19 protein-coding genes are annotated in these 21108 nt (G+C 55.5%); 9 read left to right on the forward strand and 10 right to left on the reverse strand.

Going from position 1 to position 21108, the window contains the following annotated elements:
• Window positions 1-9: 9 nt before the first annotated feature.
• The 5 genes from J2X43_RS17310 (at window position 10) to J2X43_RS17330 (ending at window position 6943) form a co-directional block, all read left to right on the forward strand.
• The gene (locus tag J2X43_RS17310) at window positions 10-588 is read left to right on the forward strand and encodes a hypothetical protein (RefSeq protein WP_310295687.1); all 579 of its coding nucleotides are present in this window, start codon (window positions 10-12) and stop codon (window positions 586-588) included.
• A gap of 29 nt (window positions 589-617) precedes the next feature.
• On the forward strand, window positions 618-1163 hold the full coding sequence (locus J2X43_RS17315) for a hypothetical protein (RefSeq protein WP_310295689.1): 546 nt from the start codon (window positions 618-620) through the stop codon (window positions 1161-1163).
• A 357-nt stretch (window positions 1164-1520) separates the two neighbouring features.
• Window positions 1521-2207: a hypothetical protein gene (locus J2X43_RS17320; protein WP_310296021.1), complete on the forward strand. Its 687-nt coding sequence runs from the start codon at window positions 1521-1523 to the stop codon at window positions 2205-2207.
• Between the two features lie 513 nt (window positions 2208-2720).
• Window positions 2721-3809, forward strand: coding sequence for a hypothetical protein (locus tag J2X43_RS17325; RefSeq protein ID WP_310295690.1), 1089 nt, complete (start codon window positions 2721-2723; stop codon window positions 3807-3809).
• Between the two features lie 1229 nt (window positions 3810-5038).
• Window positions 5039-6943, forward strand: a complete 1905-nt coding sequence (locus tag J2X43_RS17330) for an acyltransferase family protein (RefSeq protein WP_310295691.1) — start codon at window positions 5039-5041, stop codon at window positions 6941-6943.
• Window positions 6944-6966: 23 nt separating this feature from the next.
• Here J2X43_RS17330 and J2X43_RS17335 read toward each other — a convergent pair whose 3' ends face one another.
• Both J2X43_RS17335 and J2X43_RS17340 read right to left on the reverse strand, forming a co-directional pair.
• Window positions 6967-7974, reverse strand: coding sequence for an acyltransferase (locus tag J2X43_RS17335; RefSeq protein WP_310295693.1), 1008 nt, complete (start codon window positions 7972-7974; stop codon window positions 6967-6969).
• Window positions 7975-8098: 124 nt separating this feature from the next.
• Complete coding sequence (locus J2X43_RS17340) at window positions 8099-9724, reverse strand: GMC oxidoreductase (RefSeq protein WP_310295695.1); 1626 nt, start codon at window positions 9722-9724, stop codon at window positions 8099-8101.
• A 299-nt stretch (window positions 9725-10023) separates the two neighbouring features.
• Between J2X43_RS17340 and J2X43_RS17345 the strand changes: the two genes are divergently transcribed.
• Window positions 10024-10278, forward strand: a complete 255-nt coding sequence (locus tag J2X43_RS17345; protein ID WP_310295697.1) for a hypothetical protein — start codon at window positions 10024-10026, stop codon at window positions 10276-10278.
• On the forward strand, window positions 10271-11317 hold the full coding sequence (locus J2X43_RS17350) for a glycosyltransferase family 2 protein (protein WP_310295699.1): 1047 nt from the start codon (window positions 10271-10273) through the stop codon (window positions 11315-11317). Before J2X43_RS17345 ends, J2X43_RS17350 begins: the two co-directional genes overlap by 8 nt.
• A gap of 5 nt (window positions 11318-11322) precedes the next feature.
• On the opposite strand, the gene J2X43_RS17355 is transcribed toward J2X43_RS17350, so the two are convergent.
• On the reverse strand, window positions 11323-12459 hold the full coding sequence (locus J2X43_RS17355) for an NAD(P)/FAD-dependent oxidoreductase (RefSeq protein WP_310295701.1): 1137 nt from the start codon (window positions 12457-12459) through the stop codon (window positions 11323-11325).
• A 64-nt stretch (window positions 12460-12523) separates the two neighbouring features.
• Window positions 12524-12793, reverse strand: coding sequence for an exopolysaccharide production repressor protein (locus tag J2X43_RS17360; protein WP_310295704.1), 270 nt, complete (start codon window positions 12791-12793; stop codon window positions 12524-12526).
• 420 nt (window positions 12794-13213) lie between these two features.
• Between J2X43_RS17360 and J2X43_RS17365 the strand changes: the two genes are divergently transcribed.
• On the forward strand, window positions 13214-13846 hold the full coding sequence (locus J2X43_RS17365; protein WP_310295705.1) for a sugar transferase: 633 nt from the start codon (window positions 13214-13216) through the stop codon (window positions 13844-13846).
• A gap of 3 nt (window positions 13847-13849) precedes the next feature.
• Here the strand turns inward: J2X43_RS17365 and J2X43_RS17370 are convergent, their stop codons facing one another.
• Window positions 13850-14398, reverse strand: coding sequence for a hypothetical protein (locus J2X43_RS17370; protein ID WP_310295707.1), 549 nt, complete (start codon window positions 14396-14398; stop codon window positions 13850-13852).
• Between J2X43_RS17370 and J2X43_RS17375 the strand changes: the two genes are divergently transcribed.
• Complete coding sequence (locus tag J2X43_RS17375; protein WP_310295708.1) at window positions 14399-14665, forward strand: hypothetical protein; 267 nt, start codon at window positions 14399-14401, stop codon at window positions 14663-14665. It begins immediately after the preceding gene.
• Window positions 14666-14977: 312 nt separating this feature from the next.
• Here J2X43_RS17375 and J2X43_RS17380 read toward each other — a convergent pair whose 3' ends face one another.
• The 5 genes from J2X43_RS17380 to J2X43_RS17400 all read right to left on the reverse strand — a co-directional run bounded on the left by J2X43_RS17380 (window position 14978) and on the right by J2X43_RS17400 (window position 21107).
• Window positions 14978-16426: an oligosaccharide flippase family protein gene (locus J2X43_RS17380; RefSeq protein ID WP_310295710.1), complete on the reverse strand. Its 1449-nt coding sequence runs from the start codon at window positions 16424-16426 to the stop codon at window positions 14978-14980.
• A gap of 49 nt (window positions 16427-16475) precedes the next feature.
• Window positions 16476-17555: a glycosyltransferase family 8 protein gene (locus J2X43_RS17385; RefSeq protein ID WP_310295713.1), complete on the reverse strand. Its 1080-nt coding sequence runs from the start codon at window positions 17553-17555 to the stop codon at window positions 16476-16478.
• Window positions 17556-17606: 51 nt separating this feature from the next.
• Window positions 17607-18569: a glycosyltransferase family A protein gene (locus tag J2X43_RS17390; RefSeq protein ID WP_310295715.1), complete on the reverse strand. Its 963-nt coding sequence runs from the start codon at window positions 18567-18569 to the stop codon at window positions 17607-17609.
• A 91-nt stretch (window positions 18570-18660) separates the two neighbouring features.
• Window positions 18661-19812, reverse strand: a complete 1152-nt coding sequence (locus J2X43_RS17395; protein WP_310295717.1) for an acyltransferase — start codon at window positions 19810-19812, stop codon at window positions 18661-18663.
• Window positions 19809-21107, reverse strand: coding sequence for an O-antigen ligase (locus tag J2X43_RS17400; protein WP_310295719.1), 1299 nt, complete (start codon window positions 21105-21107; stop codon window positions 19809-19811). The genes J2X43_RS17395 and J2X43_RS17400 overlap by 4 nt, the downstream gene beginning before the upstream one ends.
• Window position 21108: the final 1 nt, after the last annotated feature.

A 21108-nucleotide genomic window follows, 5' to 3' on the forward strand; every position in this document is an offset into this window, starting at 1 on the left:
ATATGTCACATGAAATCACCATGGAAACTACTGGGCCAGTTCATCTCGCGCCGCGATGCGAACAGGGAAAGCGGCGAAGAACATCACGCCCTGCATGAGGATCCTGCCGGCAAGATGGTGCAGGCTCCTACGTCGCCACAGACCCTGGTCGACCTTCAGCCCACCTCGACCAACAGCAGCATCTACGAGGATCGTTCTGCGGGGAATGCGCCAGCTGATAGTGATGGGACAGAGACTGGCAAGACGCCATTGGTAGTAATCGCTGGCGAGGCAACGCAGCCGCCCCCGGTCAGGCAGCCAAAGCAAAAGGCTCGTGTGCCGGGCAAAAGGGCTCAAAAGCCGCAAGCCAATACCGCCGAAACGGGCACGCCGCCTGCAGACACATCGACCATGCCGCCGGTTTCCCCGCCGGCCAAGCGCTCCAAATTACGGGCTGGCGTTGAACCATTGAAAGCTGAACCGGCTTTGGTTTCCGAAGCTGCCGAGCTGGATGACCAGATCAGGCAATTGAGGCGCCAGTTGGCTGCCAAGTTGCGCGCGCAGAACGAACACCTTAAGGCGATGCATGCGCGTTTTACACGCGGCTGATGGACCCGAACACGTGACATAGGAATGACATGAGAAGACAACAGCGAGCCTTCGTTGTCGAAGTAAGGCAATCGCGCCGCCGAACCCGTGGCACAAAAGCCTCCATCTGGAGCGGCACTGACCTTGAGGCGCTAACGCGCGAAACTGAAGCGGACAGGGGCGAGGAGCAGGCGCCTGCTATTTCAGCCAAGACCTTGACCCACGCGGTTCAATCCGATCATCGCGACAGGTCCGTGTCTTCAGAAGGCACTGCGAAGCAAGCATTGAGTTTACCAGCTGAAGCAGAGGCACGAGAGACACAGCGCGAGGCTTTAGCGCATGGCACCGCTCAAACCGATAGTGCCGGCCTGGATGAGGTTGTCCATACCGTTGCTGCCGCTAGACAGCCCGGCAAGCCAGAACGTGTTTCGCGATCGCCCGTCCGGCAGCGACGAGCAAAACAGGTTGCAGTCCTGCGTGCGGACGAACTTTCCGAACTCGAAGCAGAGAACTATCGCCTGCGGCAGATGCTGCATGCGCGGCTGATTACGGAAAACGCAGAGCTTCGGGGAAGGCTTGCGCGGTTCAACACCTGAAATTCGCTCGATATTCTAAGGCCTTGTCCAGTTCGTACGAGCGAAGCAAGTCTTGCAAATTGAGGTGAGCGAAAACCAGTCGATCGGCGGAAGTGCCTGAATTGCGACTTCCATCTTCTCTCCGCCGGCAATGGCGCGCTCATGAGCCGGCACCGCTTGTGGAATGAAGGGCCTCAAGGCCCACCTATTATGTCAGATATGATAGCGGCCCGGCCCTTGAAAGCTGTCCGGTCGGGTCGCATTTTAAGAGAAGCATTTCCAATCGCTTCCAAGCGAGGCACACTGCAGAAGCCGGTCGTGATTCCGTGCTGCGTGCGACCGATGCAAGTCACTTCTCGAACGTTACGAGGTGGGTGTTTGACGCAGTTTTTCGAGACAACGCAGGGCATCATGGTGATCGGAGCAATCATCGGAGCGGGCGGTTTTGCGGCCGGTTCGATCGTGCCGAGCGCGTTACGATGGGCGAGTGGAGGGCGCAGACGCGTCGAGAAGGCGGACGCGCGCAGGTTTGCGATGCTGACCGTCCTTGCTTTGGACGATTTCGTTGGCGCCGCTTACGCCGCAGCCAACGACGAGCCGGAGTTTAACCCCGTCAACGAGGGTGAATTCGTCTTTCACACTCCCGACCCCATCCTTGTTCTGCCGTCGGCTGAAGATACGATGTTGCTCGGAGACGAGTTTTTCAACGAGACCCTGTGGCTTTCCAACCGCGTCGCCAACCTTGGGAACGCGCTGGACAGTCTCGATCTCTCGAGCCCCGGTTTCGACAGCTTCTTTGAACGTCGCCAGGAAGGCTATGCGGTTCTAGCCGCCAAGGCGATGGATCTTATTGAACGGATGTGCGCCGAATTTGAACTCCATCTTCCGGAGAAGCCCGACTATTATCAGCAGCGCGAGGGGTTGGCATCGGTTGTGCAGGCGGCTGGCGAACGGCGATTGCGAGCTAAACCTATTTCCGGCCCCCTTCCGGCCAACGGCTCCAATGTAACGCAGCTCTTCCCCAAGACAGGCGACGAGGGCTGGACGCCGGGTGTCGGCGGCTAGAGAAACGACATTCCTGTAACATTGCAAGGCGCCATCTTGGCAGGCTGCAAGTGTTCATCTGCCGGCGAATCTTCTTCAGTTGGCCGCAAAACAGCGCCAATTCCGAGTATTGGATTAATTCCGTTGCCTGTGGACCGAGTTAGGAAACAATATTGACGTGCTCATGATCGAGGCCCAGCGCTCACGCGAGTTTCGTTCGATCGGCTGAGACAGAGCTACTTTGACGCCTGTAAAACAGCAGTGTCCCCCATGGCCAGATGCCTGGACATGATGGGGCTTGCTCATTTGCCCGCACAAGCATTGCCGTTTCAGCGACGGCAACCTGCCCGGGCCATGATACCCATCTCTGTCGTAGCGTTATGCCTCTGGGTGGGTTGCTAGGCCGGGAAACGATTGTAAAGCCCAGGAGCATGATTAGCCCTAGCGCAATCTCTGCGATAGCCCGAATTGCTGTGTATTCAAGCAGGAGTGGTCGGTGATACCCTGAGGCCTTCCCGTCCCCAGGAGGCTATCATGGCTGCAGATCAAAGCATTCAGCCGGCACGATCGGGTGCCGAGCATCCCGAACTCGATATGCTGGAAGCTATTCACGAGAAGAATCAGTCGATGGCATGGCAATCGCGCGCAGATGCGCTGCAGGGTTTGAGCAAGACTGTCTCGAAGCAGCGCAACGAAATTCTCTCCGATGATCTCAGGCGAAAAATTCGAACAGCAATCATGAAGGAGCGGTCGGGCGATGTTCGCGGACCCGGTGATAGATTCCGGTCGTTGATTGCCGCCGAGCAGGTAGGGGTGGACTTTTCCGCCTTGAAAAAGATCCAGGACGCGGCCCATCGTCAGGTCGCAACGACATTCGCGGGCGCAAGCAACCGGTTTCGCTACAGCGAGACGGTCGTCGGCAGTAGTCCGGACTGGTTTGCATCGCCGCCCCCGATCATCTGGACGCCACTGCCTGACCCGAACCGCGAGAAGGTCTTCCGCCCTCCGTTTATGGGCTCCTGGGATCGATTCATTCAAAATCAGGCGACTGGTGACGGACGAGTGATCGCGAACGACTCCTATCTCGACGGGACCTCCCGGCTTGGGTCGAAAATTGTCGCCCGCAATCACGATGCCTCCGACGTCGATATCATAAGCGTCAGGCGTGAGACGGGCTACCTAGTGCGCTTCAAGACGTTGAGAACCGGCATCCTGCAGGTCAAGGCGGATTTGCAAAGCCTCTACTGCCACCACTCGGTGGTTACCGAGGATGAATTCGGCTGGTCCGACTTCAACGCATCGACACGCAGCCGGTTGGTGCTGGCGGTATTCTGGAACTGGGAAGATGTAGATCCCGCCAACGAAACCAGCGATCAATGGTTTGTAGCCGGCATTAGCTGCAGCGGCGATGGGGAAAGCTATCCGGGCGATACGACGCAGGTGCAACCTGGCCAGCGCAGGATCGTCAACCTCTATACAACGATGGCCATCGAGGAAAATGTCAAAGTCTGGATCTATGTGGGACTTGCCGACGAGATCTGGGCATTTCTAAATGACGTCAGCATCGACATCGCGATCGATTCCTCCTGGCTTCTCAACTCGCTTTCCGTGCGTTCGATCTGAGGGCTGCCTCACGCGGGCAGGATGACCCGCTTGAATGGGGCCACATTTCGCAGTCTGCGGTGGCTGTTTCGGGATCTCGTTAGGCAAGCTGCCGGCATTGACACCCTTCAGATCAAGGCAGCGCCGGCCTCGATATCGCAGCATCCACCGCTGGTTTAATGCTCACTTCGAGCGCTTCGCTCTCACCAATCCCGATCCGAGACGACAGGTTCTACCTTTTGTTCCGATTTTGGGCTCGTCAGTCCGCGCCGACAGGTGGGCTTGTATTCCGGACGCTCCCAGCATTGACGAGCAGTTGTCGACTTGCACTGTCCCCTGTTCAAAACAATGCGACAAGAACGATGCACGAACTATATTGCGCTCTCTCGTCGAAGCTTCCCGCCGCCCGGCGGCTAGCGACGTCGCACTGTTTGCGCTTAGTTGGAGAGCTGAAAGGAACGTCGTAGACGCGACGGGTCCAAGACGACCCATCGCCGGTCCTCCAGCCCCAACGGCTGGAAGGGCCATCTGCGCCAGCTTCCGTGGCGAATCCGAAAGCATTGCGTGCCATCTACCTCTATTGGATGGCTTGCCAAGCCCGGCAACAATTGGGATTACTCCGATCGTCCTCCCAAAGAGGCTTTGCACTTTCGCCCAAGTGCGCGAAGACCCGCTGTACCGGAATTCAGCGGGTCTTTGCATTTTCAAGCGTTAAGCGATAATTGCTCAGGTGATCGATCAAGCTGTGGATAGACCGACGATGCTGGGCGCTGAAGCGTATAGGGTCGCTACCATCAGGTCTATCTTAAGCCTTATTGCGGAGTTGTTTTTGTCGCGCTGTAATGTCCCACTGCCAGTGCCTCCTGAGAGGTTAGCTGCACCTTAAGGGGTGGAGCCGACCCACCATGGCTGCCCCCATGGTGGGTCCCAAGGCGACCAAATCCGAGCTCGAAATCTTCATTGTCTAAATAGCTACCGAACTATCTATTTCATCTTCCGCACGGCTGCGATGAATTAATAGAGAATGAAGCTTTCTCGCGATTGGCCCCGTCAAAGCATCGCAAGCAGCAGGACAGCTTGCGCTCATTTCAAGCGCTTTACAGTCGTTTTTTAATATAGCGTGGAGAATGCCGAAAGTTAACTGCTCCATATGTAATAATAAGTGTTGAGGGCATGGCCATCACGCGTTGACTCTCCGTCTTTTTGACCGCCCTATAACCTTCGCTGGATGCTTGGTGGAGAGGGAAATCATGAAGTATCGGCCTGAGATCGATGGTTTGCGTGCTATAGCCGTCATTCCTGTCGTTCTGTTCCATGCGGGTGTCTCCGGTTTTCCGGGGGGGTACATCGGCGTCGACATATTTTTCGTCATTTCGGGATATCTCATCACTCGAATTATCGATGAATCGCTGAGCCAAGGTCGCTTCTCAATAGGCGAATTTTACGAGCGGCGGTTTCGGCGTATCGTGCCTGCGCTGCTTTTCTTCGTGCTGTTGACCACTGTCATCGCATGGTTTGTTTTGCTGCCGTCTTTTCTGGAGGACTACGCCAAGAGTTTGCTGTCTGTCGGCACTTTCACGTCCAATATCTATTTCTGGAAATTCTCCGGCTATTTCGAAAACAGCGCCCATTTGCGACCGCTCCTGCACACTTGGTCGCTAGCTGTAGAAGAACAGTTCTACATCGTCATGCCGTTGGCGCTCTGGCTGATCAGCCCCTTGCGGCGCAGCAGCCGACTGATCGTCGTTGCGCTTGCGGCAGCAGTCTCATTCGCCCTCAGCATTTATGCGACTTCCGTCGCCCCGACCGCCAATTTCTTCCTCCTGCCGACACGAAGCTGGGAACTGCTCGTGGGAAGCATGCTGGCGATCGGAAAAGTAAAAAACCCGTTCGGCCAGCCAGTCAACAGCCTGATCGGACTTTCCGGGCTGGCGCTCATTGGGTTTGCAGTAACCTCGTATTCTGAAGCCACGCCATTTCCCGGGTTTGCGGCAATTGCTCCATGTCTTGGCGCAGCATGCATCATTTACAGCGGCGGCCGAAACAGTTCTCTGGCAGACCGTATTCTTTCCCTCAGCCCGATCGTCTTCATTGGGCAGATCTCCTATTCGCTCTATCTGGCACATTGGCCGGTTACAGTCTTCCTACGCTACGCAACGCTTGAGGAGCCAAGCCCGTGGCACGCCTTGGCCATCGTCATTCTTAGTCTCGCCCTTGCCGTATTCTCATGGCGCTTCGTTGAAAGCCCGTTCCGCTCGAACACCTTTACTTGGTCAAGGGCGTCTGTAATCGGTGCATCACTGGGAAGTCTTGCTGTGTTGACGCTTGCGGGTTATGTGGGCGTTGCGAACAGCGGCTTTAAGAACCGCTTTCCTGATTACCAAATCGCAGTCGAAGCCCGTGCAAAGGATGTCGCGGCTCTTGTCTCGTCGACGAATGGTGCAGCCCCGGCCGCGCTAACCTGGCGCAACGGCACCTGCTTTTTCGAGGACGATAACACTTTCGAAAATTGGGATAGCAAGAGTTGCGTGCTGACCTCGGGGAGCGGGCCGGTCACGTTGCTTTGGGGAGATTCCTATGCTGCCCATTACGCGCCAGGCCTAGCTGCGAACGCTCCTCTGATCGGGAGCACGGTCTATCAATATACCGAGGCTGGCTGCCCGCCGATTCTGGCTTATTATTCTTACGCCCGGCCACGGTGTCAGGACTTCAACCGCAAGGCACTTGAGATTGTCGATGCCTTAAACGTCAAGACGGTCATCCTGTCTGGACGCTGGGTCGATCTGCAATTGCGCGGGCTCGACCTGCTGCAGGACACCGTCTCAAGCCTGACTGCCAAGGGTCTTCGTGTGATCGTGATCGGACAGTCGCCGATGTTCGTCACCAATGTCGATGTCATTGCCTATCGCAAGGCGGGCATTACCGACGCGACGGCACTCTGGTCCACCGTCATTGCGCCGAGCTTTAACGGCGAACTCAAGGCACAGGCTGAGGGTGCAGATTTTATCGACCCGATCGCCATCGAATGCGATGACGGCATTTGCCCTTACATCGACGAGGGGCGAATGCTTTATTTTGACTCGGGCCATCTTTCAAACTTTGGCAGCACACGGCTGATAAAGCGTCTTTTCCCTCTACAATCGGCATCACGCTAGCAGCGGTCCAAGAGGCTCCACGATCAGGCGACTGCGCTGGTTTCCGCTGCCAAGCCAGCCGTTTTTCGCTTTTTACTGAAATAGGCCTGCATTGGTTTTTCAATGAAGCCGTATGCCAGAAGCGACAGGCCGAGCGCACCCCCAATTTCAATCGGCGCAAAGGCGATTTTGGGAAGTCCGGACCGCAAGAGCACGGCTAAAATGACAACGCCAAACAGCACGTGCCAGAGGTACAGAGAATAAGATGCGTTGCCAAGCAAGAGCAAAGGCTTGAATGGATGTCTCGCAAGAACGCCCTCTAGGCTGACCATTGCATAGACGAGTAAGGCTGCCGGTAAGCCAAATTTCAGCGCCCGATGAATGTCGCCGGCCAGGTACGGGCTGACGGCAATTGTAACAACGGCGCAAAGAGCAACAGTGGTAGCGACCGAAACAGACAGAAGATGTGAACGGCACCACGCAAAGCCGATCAACAAGCCGGCGCCAAATTCTAGTATGACCGGATTGCCGGCGATGGCGAGGTACGGCGAAGACGTCATTGTGGAGACGACTACCAATCCGGTCAGAACGGCAATGGCGCTCAATAGGCGGACGGTCCCCTTGAAGACCAGCGTCGCGGCAAAGATCAAATAGAAGCCCATTTCGTATGTGAGCGTCCAGCCCTGGACGACGACTGGATGAAGACCAGTCTCAGGCGATGGAAGGAATGCAAGCGAATAAAAGAGATTGTGCCACGACCCATCGTGCTCGAAGAAGAAGTCCGGCTTTAGGCAAAGAGCAACGAAGGTAACAGCTGTCACCAGCCAGTAGAGTGGTACGACGCGCCGTATCCGCCGGGATATGAACGCCTCAGGCGTGACGCGCGATCGATCGGTCGTCACCCACATGATGACCCCGCTGATAACGAAAAACAGGTCAACGCCGGCTGCGCCGATGTCGAATCCCAGATTATAGCGTTCACTGACGTGGAAAATCAGCACGCCGAGCGCAGCGAGCCCGCGTAGATATTGGACGGTGTTGATTTGTTGCACGAACTCGCCCCTGGTAAAGTCATCATTGCCTTTTCAGGAGTAGAGTATCGTCCACACCGTTCGTCAATCCAGGTTTGATCAAGTATCGTTAATTCCACGCGCGCGCGTAATCGCCTTTGCTTGTTCAAATCCAATTTGACCGGCAAAGATGTTCTGACAGTCTCACGGCAAAAGCCATGGCCGTTAGGGTGGGGTTCGCCTGGCTCGATGTGACAAAAACCGATGAGCTCGCAATATAGGCATTCTGGAGATCGAAGATCTTCAAATTACGATCGACGACGCCGTCTTGTCTGTTACTCCCCATTCTTGTTATTCCGATCTGGTGCGTCCCATGCCGGGCACGGTTGACGAGACGCGACAGCGCGAGGTCATCATTGCCGCCGAATGCAAGCCGCCCGATCCCGGCATTCTCGAGCCAATCGACAAGGACGCGATGGGCTCGCACGACGGCCGCCAAATTGTTTTCAGGAATTTTCAGATCGATCGACAGCCTCGGCAGAAAAGACGCATCTACAGTGTCGGAAAGTGTGACACGGCTGCTGGCATCGGGATAGTGCTCGGCGTGATAAGCGAGGCGATAGGTGCGCTGGCTGTTCAGGACAAAGAACCCCGGCTTCTTAAGGCGTCGGGCATAACGGTTCTTAAGATATACGGGTAGTTGGCGCGCGATGTCGCAAGGATCTCTGGCCACATTTCTCAAATGCCCGGACAAATCGTTGAGTTTCCCGGCGTGATGACGGCGGATGACTTCGGGGGTGAGGCGGCGGCCGAGCGGGCCGACGCTGAGCGCCAGATATGCGGCAGACAGAAAAGCGCTCTCGTGTCGAGGGTCCGAGAGCGTCGGAACGTCAGGCCAGAAGGCAATATTCGGTAGGCCGCCTTTTTCGAGCAGACGGTCCGAGGCAACGATGCGCCTTCGAATATAGGCATCTGTCCCATCGAGGCGATAATCGAAGAGCTTTGCCATCTCGTCGGTTGCGAAAGTCAGCTCGGCAAGATGACCAAACAAATGGCCCATATAATAGCGCCCAAGCGGCCCATCTTTACCGCCGAACAGATCTGCGCGGCGTCGGCGCATCGACAGCAGGAGGCGAGCGGCCTCAAGCCCTCCGCTCGCCAGCACCACTGCCTTGCACGAAAAGCGATAGGATAGGCCATTCTTGTGTCTGGCAATGATGTGGGTGACCACCCCGCCCTCGTCGAGCGCAAAATCCACCACCGTGGTATTCAAAATGATCGAAATGTTCGGATCAGCCTCGATCGCCTTGCGCCGAGCGCGGAAGATCTTTGGATCACGGCAATAGCGCTCGATATGATTGATCGCAAAACGCGTATCGGAGATCGAGTCTTCGGCTTCATCGTAAAAACCGCTCCCGCAATTGGCATAGGCAAGCGCCTTGGAATAGTAGTTCTCGATATCTTCGAATGCGATTGGCCAGACTGCATTATCGAAGCGCGGCTCGAAGTCGATCCTGTCATAGGGCAGGCACCGGCCCGTCCAGAGATTGCTGGTTCCGCCATATTGGCGCGAAACACAGATCCGCACATCGTCGTGGATGGTTGGGTCGAGCACCAGCGCCTCTGAAAGCGCACGTGCAGTAGCGGTCGGTTGAAGTCCGCCGGACTCGATGACGAGCACCCGTCGGTCTTCGCGACGTATTTCACTTGCAAGCGTAAGCCCAACAGGGCCGGCGCCAACTATAACTGCGTCAAAACGATCTGCTATGCCTTCAATGCGACCTGTAATCATTGCGGAGCCCCCTCGCAACGGGGAGTAGATCACCTCCAATATTGCATTGCAGCAAATCGACAGCAAGAATTAAATGCGGTCCGGCTGAAGTATATGTGACATAATGGTGGAATAGGAAACTATCAAAGAAAACATGATATGAGCACGCGACCGTTACCGGATAATCCAAGTTGCACTTTACTTTTGGCTGATCTCAGGTGATTTTACGGCGGATGTTGCTCAATGGAAGCGCTTCTGATGAATTGTCGGGGGGTAGAAATCCGACAGTCTCAGCAAGCTTGTCGTTCGGAGGCTGGTAGGTGTCTAATTCCCTTATCGAGAACTTTATTCTTGAGCATGTTCCAACTTTTATTCGCGAAGATGTTTTCAACCTCGCTCCATCCGAACAGTGCGAAAATGCCGCGCGCTTCACTGCGACGGCGGAATTCTTCGGCCTGTCGGTCGATGACTTGAAGGAGGCCTGCGGCGGAGACATCTGCACATTCCTCATGGATCGGCAGAACAGTTATTTTTCCAGATGCGAGGCCGTATCGACCGTCCGTTTCCGTGGGTGACAGGCTGGCAACCACCAATGCGGGCGTCTCCGGTACCCGCCCGGAACATCAGAATGAGCGCAGCGCGATTGCACGAGTTGCGGTCATCATACCCTATTTCCAGAAGCAGAGCGGTATACTTGCACGAGCGGTTCGCTCAGTTGTTCGGCAAACCCACCCATATGTTGACGTCATTATTGTCGACGACCAATCCCCGATCCCAGCCTCGCTCGAACTAGAGGAGTTCAGCCCCGAGGATTGCGCTAGGATCAGGATCGTTGATCGCGCGAATGGCGGGCCGGCGGCCGCCCGAAACAGCGGGCTTGACGCTGTCGGCTGCCTGACGCGGTACGTCGCCTTTCTTGATTCCGACGACGTCTGGGATCCGAACCATCTTGCCAACGCTCTCGCCGAGATGGGCCAGCACGGCGCGGCTTGTTATTTTGGTTCGATCGATGGTGGCGAGGATTTCACCTATCACGTTAATGTTGACAGCCTTGCCGGGCGCCAAGACGTCAGCATCGTTTCAGGCGACCCGGTCATCTTGAAAACAGACAATTTGACAGACCTGATGCTTGAGGACTGGTCCTATCTACACGTATCGTGCATGGTTATCGCTGGGGCAACTGCGAAAACCGTGCGTTTCGTTCCGGCACTTCGTCATGCTGCCGAGGATGTTTTGTTTTTTGCTGACTGCGCCTTGGTGAGCGGGTGCGTCCTGCTGGATCCGCGGATTGCTGCAAGGCGAGGAGATGGCGTCAATATCTTCCATTCGGTAACCAGCCATGACCCTGCGTTCGCCGCTCAGCAATTTTCGACGTTCTTGGCACTGAAGATCTTGGGCGGGCGGCTCGATGATCGCAAGCCCATTCACCTGGCGCTTTCTCGACGCAAAGAACAAGCCCGTCAATTAATGCTGTGGGGCATTTTGCGCCAAATCAAGTCAGGCAGGCTCGCGGGCCTCGCAATCCTTGCAAAATGGTTTGGTTGTGATCCCGCGATTTCCAGGACCGCTCTGCGCCTTGCATTCTCGAAAACTTTCAAGACGACAAAATCCTGATAGCCTCAGAAAAGAAGATCGTCAGGCCGGGCGAGGCTTAACAAGCTTGCGACATGGGAAGCGATTGCAAGCGATGCAGTCAAGCCAGGGCTTTCGATGCCGAAAAGATTGACGAGGCCGGCGATGCCATGACCACTTGGCCCATCAATTCGAAAGTCGGGCATAGGCATTGCCTCGCTGTGGATCTTCGGCCGAATACCTGCATAGTCAGGGATGAGCGTGTCATCTTGCAAATGGGGCCAGTAGCGGCGGATGGCATTGTAGAAACTCGTCGCCCGGCGGGCATCAACCGCAATCGGCCCATCGGCGCCAATCCATTCGACATCCGGACCGAACCGGCAGCGCCCCGCAAGATCGATGGTTGCGTGAACGCCCAGGCCGGCCCGGTCGGGCATCGGATAAACGAGATGGCGAAACGGCTGGCGCCCCTCAAGCGAGAAATAATTGCCCTTCGCGAACCACTGGTCAGGCATCCCGTCCTTGTTGAGGCCAGCCGTTTTTCTGGCAAGCGGAGGCGCTCCGTGGCCGGCGCTATTGACGACAAAGCGGGCCTCGATGACGGCCGGCTCCTGCCCGCCGCAGGAGATGACATGGCCGCTGCTTGAAGCTTCGATAGACAATGCCGGAGTAAGAAAGGCAATCATCCCGCCGGATGCCTCAAAATCAGCCCGTAGCGCCAACATGTAGGCGTGGCTGTCAATAATGCCGGTGGAGGGTGAGAAGATCGCTGCCGTGCAGTTGACCTCCGGCTCCAGCGCGGCGGTCTCATCCGGCGCCAGGCGCACGAGGTCTCGCACCCCGTTTCTTTTGGCGGCCTCGGCGATCGCCTGCAGTTTGGGCCGCTCGTCATCGCTAACGCAAACGAGAAGTTTCCCCACGCGCTCTGCTCGGATTTGACGCGCCTCGCAATACGCATAGAGAGCTTCACGCCCAGCAACGCAGGTCCGAGCTTTTATCGAACCAGTCGGATAGTAGATTCCAGCGTGGACGACTTCAGAATTGCGGGAGGATGTTACAGAACCAATCTGATCGGCTTGTTCAAGGATAATGGTCTCCAAGCCTGCAAGCGCAAGCCTGCGCGCAACGGCTAGCCCAACGACACCCGCGCCAATGACCACCGCATCGGTCCTTAAACGGTCCATTCAAAACCTGCCGGAGATTGAAGGAGATCTAGCATGGACCAGAAGCATTACGGGGCATGGACATTCAAAAAGTGCCTTGCTCAGACGGCTTGATCGCCTTTTCAGCGGTTTGCTCAAACTCAACCACGCCTCTTCCGGAAGTTTCTGGTGCGCGTTGCGGCTTTTCACGTGCAATTAACACCAGCACGCCAATGAAATAACCAACTTGTAGGATGATCGCGCAAACAAAAGTATCGAAAAGTGCCAGTACGAAGGACCCGGATATCGTCCACAGCGATGCTGAAAAGATCAGGAGCACACCAATCATGCATACGAAAACTTTAGGTGCGTACATAAAACCCCTCCAGTCCGGGCCAGGCCAAATTTCGTAGATGGTTATCACCCATCAACTACTCTCAAAGAGCTATGTCAGCCAATTCAACGATGTGATAGAAGCAATTAACGGCATGGGGATGCGTTGCACAACCCCTTAAAAATAGTGATTGCGATCGGTATTAATGTCCATTCTTTGCAAACGTGGAGGGCCAATTGTAGAGTTTGACGGACTAATAGTTGTATTTCATATTAGTTACCCGCACGTGATGCATTTTCGCTAGAGATTGGTCACGAAGCGTAGTTAAATACGTGTCCGCCTGTGTTCGTAATGCCACGCGTTGGAGATTGGTCTACCCCATTAGGAGTAGATCGGTTATTTATGCTTGAATTGTAGTTCTGATGTTCATCTAATCGCTTCATCTGTTTAGCGAGATTCACGATGCGTTCGAACCAAGATCAGATGCATGTCTTAACCAATCTTGACATCCCCAGACCTGCTGACAGCAGGCTGAAGCGTCGGTTTGACGTTGCTGTGGCCATTTTGCTCGTCCTCATGCTACTGCCGCTTCTTTTCCTGATCGCCTGCTTGGTGAAACTGTTTGATGGCGGCCCAATCTTTCAAGCGCACTATGCACAAACGCCGGATGGCTGGATTTTCGAGCGATATGGATTTCGCACTCTTCGCGCAGATTGGCAGCAGCGCTGGAGCAGTCAGATCTCATCTCGGCCCGAAGAACTCGCCGCGTTCATGACAACAGGGCACATAGACGAGAATCAATATTGCACCCCCGTTGGCAGGGTTTTAAAGCAAGTTGGACTGGATGAGTTGCCGCAGCTTTTCAATATCATTTTGGGTGACATGAGCCTTGTCGGCCCGCCAGCATATCCCGCGTCAAGACATCAACGCTCTGAGAATTTAGGGGCGCCAATGTGCCGACCCGGCCTGATAGCACGCGATGAGGTCGCTGACGCTACCTACGCAGCAACATGGAGCTTTCGTAGCGATCTTAGGATCATCGTCGGGGCTTTGGCGCGTCAGACCACCGGCCCAGCAACACTTGCCAAATTTTGAGGTCTAGCGGGCGTTGACCGTAATTGCGGCCGTGCGGCCGCCGAAGGCCGACGAAAATCCGATAGAGGCTCGAAGCGCGGTTACCACGGCGCGGATCGGAGATGTCTCCTTACCGATCAGAGCCATAACGCGGCCGCTCTCTGCGGCCGCAAGTTCCAATTCAATAGCAATCGTCCTGTCGGCTGTGCGGATGGCCACAAGCAACGGACCGGCAGCCTCGCGAGAGCATGTCGACAGGGAAATGAGCAGCAGCAGCAGTGCAATGAGGCGCTGTCTCCCAGCCGATGTCTCGGTGATCTCGGCCACAAGTATGCGCGCACCGAGTATCAGTGAGATTGCGTCCAGCGTCCGAAGCAAAACAAGTTCACTTCCCTTTTCGTCGCTCGGACTTGCGTCGCTAAGCTCGCCAAGCGACCGCAACAGGTAACCGAAAAGATATGATGCTGCCGACATCGTCTCCTGCAACATCGCATCGCGGTCTGCCGCCCGCCGGCGGCTGATGCCTATCGCGCCATTCGCAAAGCCATGCGCGGGTGAGATGGACCTCGTCATGTGAAGAGCAAGCTCGTTTTCCGACACATGCAAAATCGCTGCCGCAAACTGCCGGAAATAGGCTTCTGCCGCTTCCCCGGTCTTCTCTTCGAAATGGGGCAGGACCTCAATACGCGTTTCTTCTCCCGGGCGGCACATCACCAACGTGAAATGGCCAAGATGATAATAATAGAGAAACGCAAGGTCCGCCGCCCCTATATGGACGAGCTGTTCCAGGAGGGATGCTGCCGACGCTTCAGCGGCCGGCAATATGATCTCTTCATGTAGCATGACTGGACACTTTGGCAATTTGACAGAGTACTATTAAAATAATGGCGCTCAATAGCCAGTCCAAAAGGTGCCAAATGACAATTAAATGCGCGCATCAATACTAATATGAGACAAAAATGCCTCAACTCTCACCATTAGAGGGTTGTAACTTTTACTGTCTTAATGCCAGAAATGTGAAAAACCCCAAATAATAAGTGACCAAAGCATAAGGGACATGCACGTCGCATTCGCAAGTGTGTGTCTTCTCACGGCATCACGATCCTTCCGCTATGGGGAAGAACCTAGACTGTGAATCTTGCTCAAGAGTTACTAACCGCGTCCGACCAGGAGCTGAATCCTCTCGTTCGTCCAACGCCGACTGAACAAAAGGAGCGTTGCGGCATAGACAGACGCGCCGCATGCCGCGCAAATTGCGAGCCGCCCGAGCGCGGGAAGGTCGCTCAGAAGGGCTTCTCGGACGAAGACGGTTATGGCTGCCATGACGCCTGCCGCAAGGATGGCCGGCAACAATCCGAGATAATGTCCGAAGATTGAAAGCTGTAGTCTTCGCAGCAATATAATGTTGCCATAAATCCCGTAGGCAAGTGCGGGCGCCGACATGACATAGACCGCGGCCGCTGGCGAGCTGGTTGGAATAGCGACAAGCGCCCCGATGCAGGTTGCCGCCACGCACGTCGAGTATTGCAGGGATAGCCTGTTCATCGAAAGGGCATTCATCGCAATTGGGTTGAACCAGACCACCGGAATCATCAATGCTGTGATTGCGACTGCTTTCAGGATAGGTGCGGCGCCATCATATGTTGCCGGCAAGAGGGCTTGGATGAGATCCGGGGCAACGATTGCCAAGCCGGCAAAGGCCGGCAGTGCCACAAAAGCCGAGGTGCGTATTATTGCGGTATAAACCCTTGCTTCCGCCGCCACATCGCCGCGCACCTTGCTCATCAGGGGAAACCAAAGAGCAAAGAGGGGGCTGATTACCGGGTTTTGCAAGGATTCGCTGATCCGATCGGCTGCGCGGAACAGGCCCACAGTTGTGCTGTCGAAGCGAATGCCGAAGACCAACATGGCAGCACGCTGCATCGAGATATTGATGGCGGCAACCAACCAAAGTGGAATGAAACGCCGCAAAATATCCCGCTTTGACGCCGAATCTGTGGTAACACCTGGCACCCAGCGCGTATGAATAAATTCGAAGATGACGACAACCAGTGTGGAAACGATGCGCTGTGCAGGAAGTGCCCACAGAGCCAGGTCAGTAAATGCAAAGGCAATGCCCGCAAGCCCTCCGGCCACCGTTGACAGCATGTTGCGTTTTGCGAAAGTTTTAAAGCCAAGTTCTCGCATGATGAGAGCGTCCATGACTGAAAGCCATGGCGTGAAGATCAGAAGGGTCCCGAAGACCGGCATGTAATAGCTGACAAGCGGCGCCTGTTCGAAAGAGCCGACGAGAGGTCCGGCAAAGACCAGGAGGAGTGCGACAGGTCCGGCCACCAACGACAACGAAGCAAAAGCACCGTTCAAATCCTCTTTTTCAAATTTGCCACGCTGCAAGATGGCGTCCATGCCGGCATAACGCCCATCGATCGCGACAAAATCTGCAAGGATCGCCGATAGGGCGACAGCGCCGAAAATTGCGGGCTCCAGCACTTGCGCCAGGATAATGAAGATCACAAATCCTGCGCCTTGAGAAAACACGGCGTTGAGCGTGTTCCAGGCAATGCCGCTTCGAAACGCCGAAGCGATGGTTCGTTCATTCATGTTTGATCTTCCGGGTCGGATGCGGGTGGCGCCCTTTGCTGACGAGGCGCTAGGTCTGGTTTCGTTTCAAGCGCTGCCAGTTGATGAATGTCTTGATACGTCGGCGAATTTCTCGCAGTCGTGTGACCTTGGCTATCTTGCGGACGTGCAAAGAGTAGGGCGTTCGATCGAGATAGCGGTAATAGGTCCACACGAGGGGGTGCCAAGCGTCAACGGACCAAGGTTTATTGTGCTCCGTGAAATGAATGATCTTTGGACGATAGCCGGTTCTCATCTCATCAAGATTTGCAAAGCAGGGTTTGCCTTCGTTGGGCATCAGCATCCTGCGCTGCACATTCCACAGCATGTCGACTGCCATCCAACGTTGCCAGAAAATCACGTTGAGCGCGCATTGATCACCATATTCCATGTCATCGATGCGCGCCTCCAGCAGTTCCCTTGTCCTGCGAAAGTCGTTCGAAGTCCGAAGCTTTTCAAGATCAAGAACAAGTACGCCCGAATTGAAATAGCCAAGTCGCTGCGGCGCGAGTGCGAAACGATCAGCGAACAAGCGGGCGTCCATGCCAACGTCGCTGATTGCGCCGATAGCGAATTGGCCGAGGTTTGTGCGGTAGAGCTCTCGGATATCGCCGGTCACCACGAGGTCACCGTCAAGATAAACGACCCGCTTTACTCCCGCCGGCGCAAGCTCGGTAATCATCAGTCGAAAATAGCCAGCGCGGCTAATGTGGCGCTTGCCAGGCATGGCTAGCACCGCCGGTTCGTCAATCTTCAGCCACAGAAACTGGTGGCCTTCGCCGCAACGCTCAAATTCCGATCTCGCCAAGGCCGATATGTCATCATGAAGGATCATGAAGCAAAACTTCGCGCCCGGAGCGTTCGCCACCATCGATTTAACGACGACACCAGCATGGGCGAGATAGGCAGCGTCTAGACCGAAAGCCACGTGAATGCGATCATCAACAAACGCTCCGTCGAGCTTCGAAGGCACTTCCGAGGCCTGATCTATCGCCAACCGGAAATCAGACTTTGGATTAATATTCGCTAGCGAACGGAGAAGCGGCACGTCCGTCGCTTTCGGCTGAAGCGAAGACCGGACCAGGCCGGCATCGAATACAGGATCGTTCATGTTCCTTCTCCAGCCAGGGCGTCATGCCCAGGATTGCGTTTACTGTTTTGGCTATTGCCAGCCGGGATAGCCTCGCCACCCGTTTCGAAGTCCGGCTTTGACAAAAATCCAGTCAAGAACCGCATCGCTCACGGACTGCCTGTTGACGCCCAGGCCTGCCTTTGACAGCGCGTCGAAATGCGGTTGCAGATGCTGTCTGCCGCCGTCCTCTCTCCACCACTTGAACAGCCGCCTTATGTAATAGCGTCGAAAGGTCGCTAGCTGCATCTGGTAGTCACTGCCGAATGCCATCGGTCCGTGACGTGTTATGAGTTGAAGGCCATCACGCGTCCACGCACGTGTCTTTCCCGAATAGCGTTGCGCCGTCATGGTATTGTCATGCACCCGCGTGAAACCGAGCGGCTTATGGACGAACCCGAAATCGCTGATCGCAAGCATCCGGAAGACTGTGTCCATGTCCCAGCTGCCGTCCATCGCGTCCGAAAAGAGTGGGTCAAGCTGGTCCATAACGCTCTTTCGCCACAGCATTTGAACCGGCATCAGCACGCCTTGGCGAAGAAGCGCCATTCGCGCCGCCTCAATGCCATCGAAAATCGACCTGCTTTTCGGCCAAAAAAAATCCTGTACGGCGCCAGCACAATCGTGCAAGCAGCCGATCACCCCAATCGTTGAATGCGCCTCGCCAAGTGCCGTCATTTCGGAAATTGACGATGGCGTCATTGTGTCGTCGTCGCATAGATAGCGGACGTAGACCGCACTCGGGGGAACGAGTTCGAAAGCGCGCGTCCAGTTTTGCCGCTGATCGAGGATCACAGGGTTACGATGTCGCAAGATCGCAACGCGCCCGCCTGTGTGCCGGTCGATTACTTCCGCCGTATCGTCGGAACTGCAATTGTCCAGAATGACGTGAACAAGGTTTGGATAGTCCTGCGCCTGAACACTCGCCAATGCTTCGTCCAGGTAACGGGCGCCATTATAGGTCGGTGTGACGACAGCGACGAGAGGCTGATTCATAGTATTACCTCACTTAGCGAACTCGACCGTGCAAGGGGCTGATAGCGCTTCATTTCCGAGCATCGCTTTGCTGGTGGCGCAGGGTCCGCTCTCATTGCCGGCCCGCGATATCTGCTGACCGATGTGATCGACTTGATCGAAAGACGGCAGCGGCCAGCACTTTTCGCATAGGGCGGTCGTACAGGGCGTTGGCGAAATTTGACAATGAAATGGCAGCCATCAGACTGCAGGCTGCAAAAACGAGTCCATGTCCGGCCCATTTCGTCCGGGTCATCCATTCTGATATTGCGACAACCAGATTGAGAACCGGCGTGTGCATGACATAGACACCGTAAGAGGCTTCGCCGAGTGATGAACTAATCCGCGTCCACAGTCTTCCAAACCGCACGGTTGCGAAGAGCGCAACAGTGGCTGGCCAAACGATCATAACGGCAGCGAGATTGTAGAACGGGCGCAGGCGGTCGCCAGGGTCGTAAACCAAAACAACTGTTGTCATGATCAGCATGAGGATCGGCAGAACCCATCTCGATCTGATGATTGGCTGACGAAAATAGCGGAAAATGAAGACACCAAGCGAAAATGAAAAGACGACGCGCGGAACCGCTGCGGGATAGGTCAGCCATGTCGCTCCGCCCTCTAGCGTACCGTACCAAAATGCCGCTGCGATCAATGTGGCACCCGAAAGCGTAATAACTCCGATAAGCGCGCGCCGACTAAGCTGCACGCCGATCGCTCCATAGGCGAGGTTGACGAGCAGTTCGAAAAATAGGGACCATGCCGGCCCATTCTGCGGAAAGAGGATATCCGGAAAGGTCGATAGGGCAGGTGGAGTTGGAATGAGGAGCGTCGAGAACGCGAATGTCGCGACCAGGTGAAGACGAGAATAGGCCCCAAAACCATAGTCGAGAATTGCCACGCAGACGGCCAGAGCTGCAAAGAGGACGGAAAGGAGGTAGAGTGGGGCTAAGCGCACGAGGCGCGCCGCAATGAACGATCGGTAGCTCAAGCCGGCCGTCAGCTTTCCCTCATAGGCATAGGCGATGACATATCCGCTTAGAAGGAAGAAGAGGTCGACCGCGAGATGGCCGCTTGCGACGAAGTTCGGTTCGTTGCTCAGATATCCATGTAGGTGGAGGAGCATCACCAGGACTGCTGCAACGCCGCGCAAGAGATGGAGCGCGTAGAACTGTCCTTCATTTTGCTCGCCATCTGGCAGGGGCGCCGAGATCGATCGCTTTGTCAAATGACTGCTCCAGAGTTGAATCCACGAGAGGAAAGGGTGTTTCGGCCTAGAAATACGCGATGGCCCGCCTCGATCCGTTCGCGCTGGGGTTTGGCAAGCATGCCAGCGGCGTAGAAGACGAGAAATGTTCCGATCGTGTACTGATTGAGAAAGTCGACCTCGACGAAGGAGCGCGCCAAGAACAGCGCGGTAATGCCAAACAGCACAAGATCGTCGCGGCGCGTTGCGGTCAACAGCCGGTAAATATAACCAGCGAACGTGCCTACCACGATGGTGCTCAACAAAAACAGCCCGACATAGCCGAGTTCGACCATGGTTTCGATGTAGGTGTTGTGGAAGTGAAAGCCGGTGCGGGAAGTGATGTAGAATTGCTGCCAGAGCACTTCCGGGCGCGAAAAGCCCTGAACCCAGAATCCCTGATAACCAATACCGAGTATTGGTTGTTCATGGGCGATTTCAAAGCCTCGCTGCCAGAGATAGGTTCGCCCGGTCAAGGTCGTATCCTTGCCAAACACGCCAAGGATCGCGCCATAAAGTCCTGACGTCATGGCGATGATGACGCTAACCAATGCGGCCGGTACCGCAGTGGTAAAAAACACTGTGCGATGCCGCGGCGAAAATTTCGCAAGCAAGAGTGCGCCGGTGGTCGCGCCGATCGCAGCTGCGATGGTAATCGTCGACGTCGCAGACTGTGCCGCATAGAGCGAAAAGGTACCGAACGCGCCTGACGCCAGAGCCATGGCACGCAGTATGCGCCCTGCCTTGATTGCAAACAGCACCCCAAAAGCCGACAGGACTGCAAGAGACGCAAATATTCCGAGCTGGTTCTTCGACCCGAACGCCCCGATAAAGGAATACACGCCGTCGAGCGGATCGTAACTGAACTGGCCAAACAGCAGGGAATAGATGAGAACTGCGCAGGAGCCTATGCAAAGCCCGATCGTCAAAGCTCGCACGCTCACCACGCGTGCTGCAATCAAAGCGCAGACAATGGTCGTTAGATATTGCAGCCCACCCCTGATCGTCAGACCGGCCACGGGCGACCATGCAGCCGAGATGCAGGCAAAAAGTGAAAATGGCAAGATCCAGTAGTAGGGTCTTGGATCGCCGATGATCCGTTTGGCGCCGATGAAAAGCAGGGGGAACCAAAGGGCATAAAAACCGAGGATGAAAATAGGTCCAAATAGCGGCGCGTAGGCGATCATGAAGGTCGTTAGGCACACCGCGACGATCGCCAACCGGTCATTCCTGACCGGCATTATCAAAGCGTCTATGCTGATGCGCAGCGTTGCCATT

This window comes from Rhizobium sp. BE258 (genome assembly GCF_031457345.1).
Lineage (GTDB): Bacteria > Pseudomonadota > Alphaproteobacteria > Rhizobiales > Rhizobiaceae > Rhizobium.

Coding starts and splice junctions, on each gene's coding strand:
- J2X43_RS17310 (WP_310295687.1), top strand. CDS start 10: ATGAAATCACCATGGAAACTACTGGGCCAGTTCATCTCGCGCCGCGAT.
- J2X43_RS17315 (WP_310295689.1), top strand. CDS start 618: ATGAGAAGACAACAGCGAGCCTTCGTTGTCGAAGTAAGGCAATCGCGC.
- J2X43_RS17325 (WP_310295690.1), top strand. CDS start 2,721: ATGGCTGCAGATCAAAGCATTCAGCCGGCACGATCGGGTGCCGAGCAT.
- J2X43_RS17330 (WP_310295691.1), top strand. CDS start 5,039: ATGAAGTATCGGCCTGAGATCGATGGTTTGCGTGCTATAGCCGTCATT.
- J2X43_RS17340 (WP_310295695.1), bottom strand. CDS start 9,724: ATGATTACAGGTCGCATTGAAGGCATAGCAGATCGTTTTGACGCAGTT.
- J2X43_RS17355 (WP_310295701.1), bottom strand. CDS start 12,459: ATGGACCGTTTAAGGACCGATGCGGTGGTCATTGGCGCGGGTGTCGTT.
- J2X43_RS17360 (WP_310295704.1), bottom strand. CDS start 12,793: ATGTACGCACCTAAAGTTTTCGTATGCATGATTGGTGTGCTCCTGATC.
- J2X43_RS17365 (WP_310295705.1), top strand. CDS start 13,214: ATGCGTTCGAACCAAGATCAGATGCATGTCTTAACCAATCTTGACATC.
- J2X43_RS17370 (WP_310295707.1), bottom strand. CDS start 14,398: ATGACGAGGTCCATCTCACCCGCGCATGGCTTTGCGAATGGCGCGATA.
- J2X43_RS17380 (WP_310295710.1), bottom strand. CDS start 16,426: ATGAATGAACGAACCATCGCTTCGGCGTTTCGAAGCGGCATTGCCTGG.
- J2X43_RS17385 (WP_310295713.1), bottom strand. CDS start 17,555: ATGAACGATCCTGTATTCGATGCCGGCCTGGTCCGGTCTTCGCTTCAG.
- J2X43_RS17390 (WP_310295715.1), bottom strand. CDS start 18,569: ATGAATCAGCCTCTCGTCGCTGTCGTCACACCGACCTATAATGGCGCC.
- J2X43_RS17400 (WP_310295719.1), bottom strand. CDS start 21,107: ATGGCAACGCTGCGCATCAGCATAGACGCTTTGATAATGCCGGTCAGG.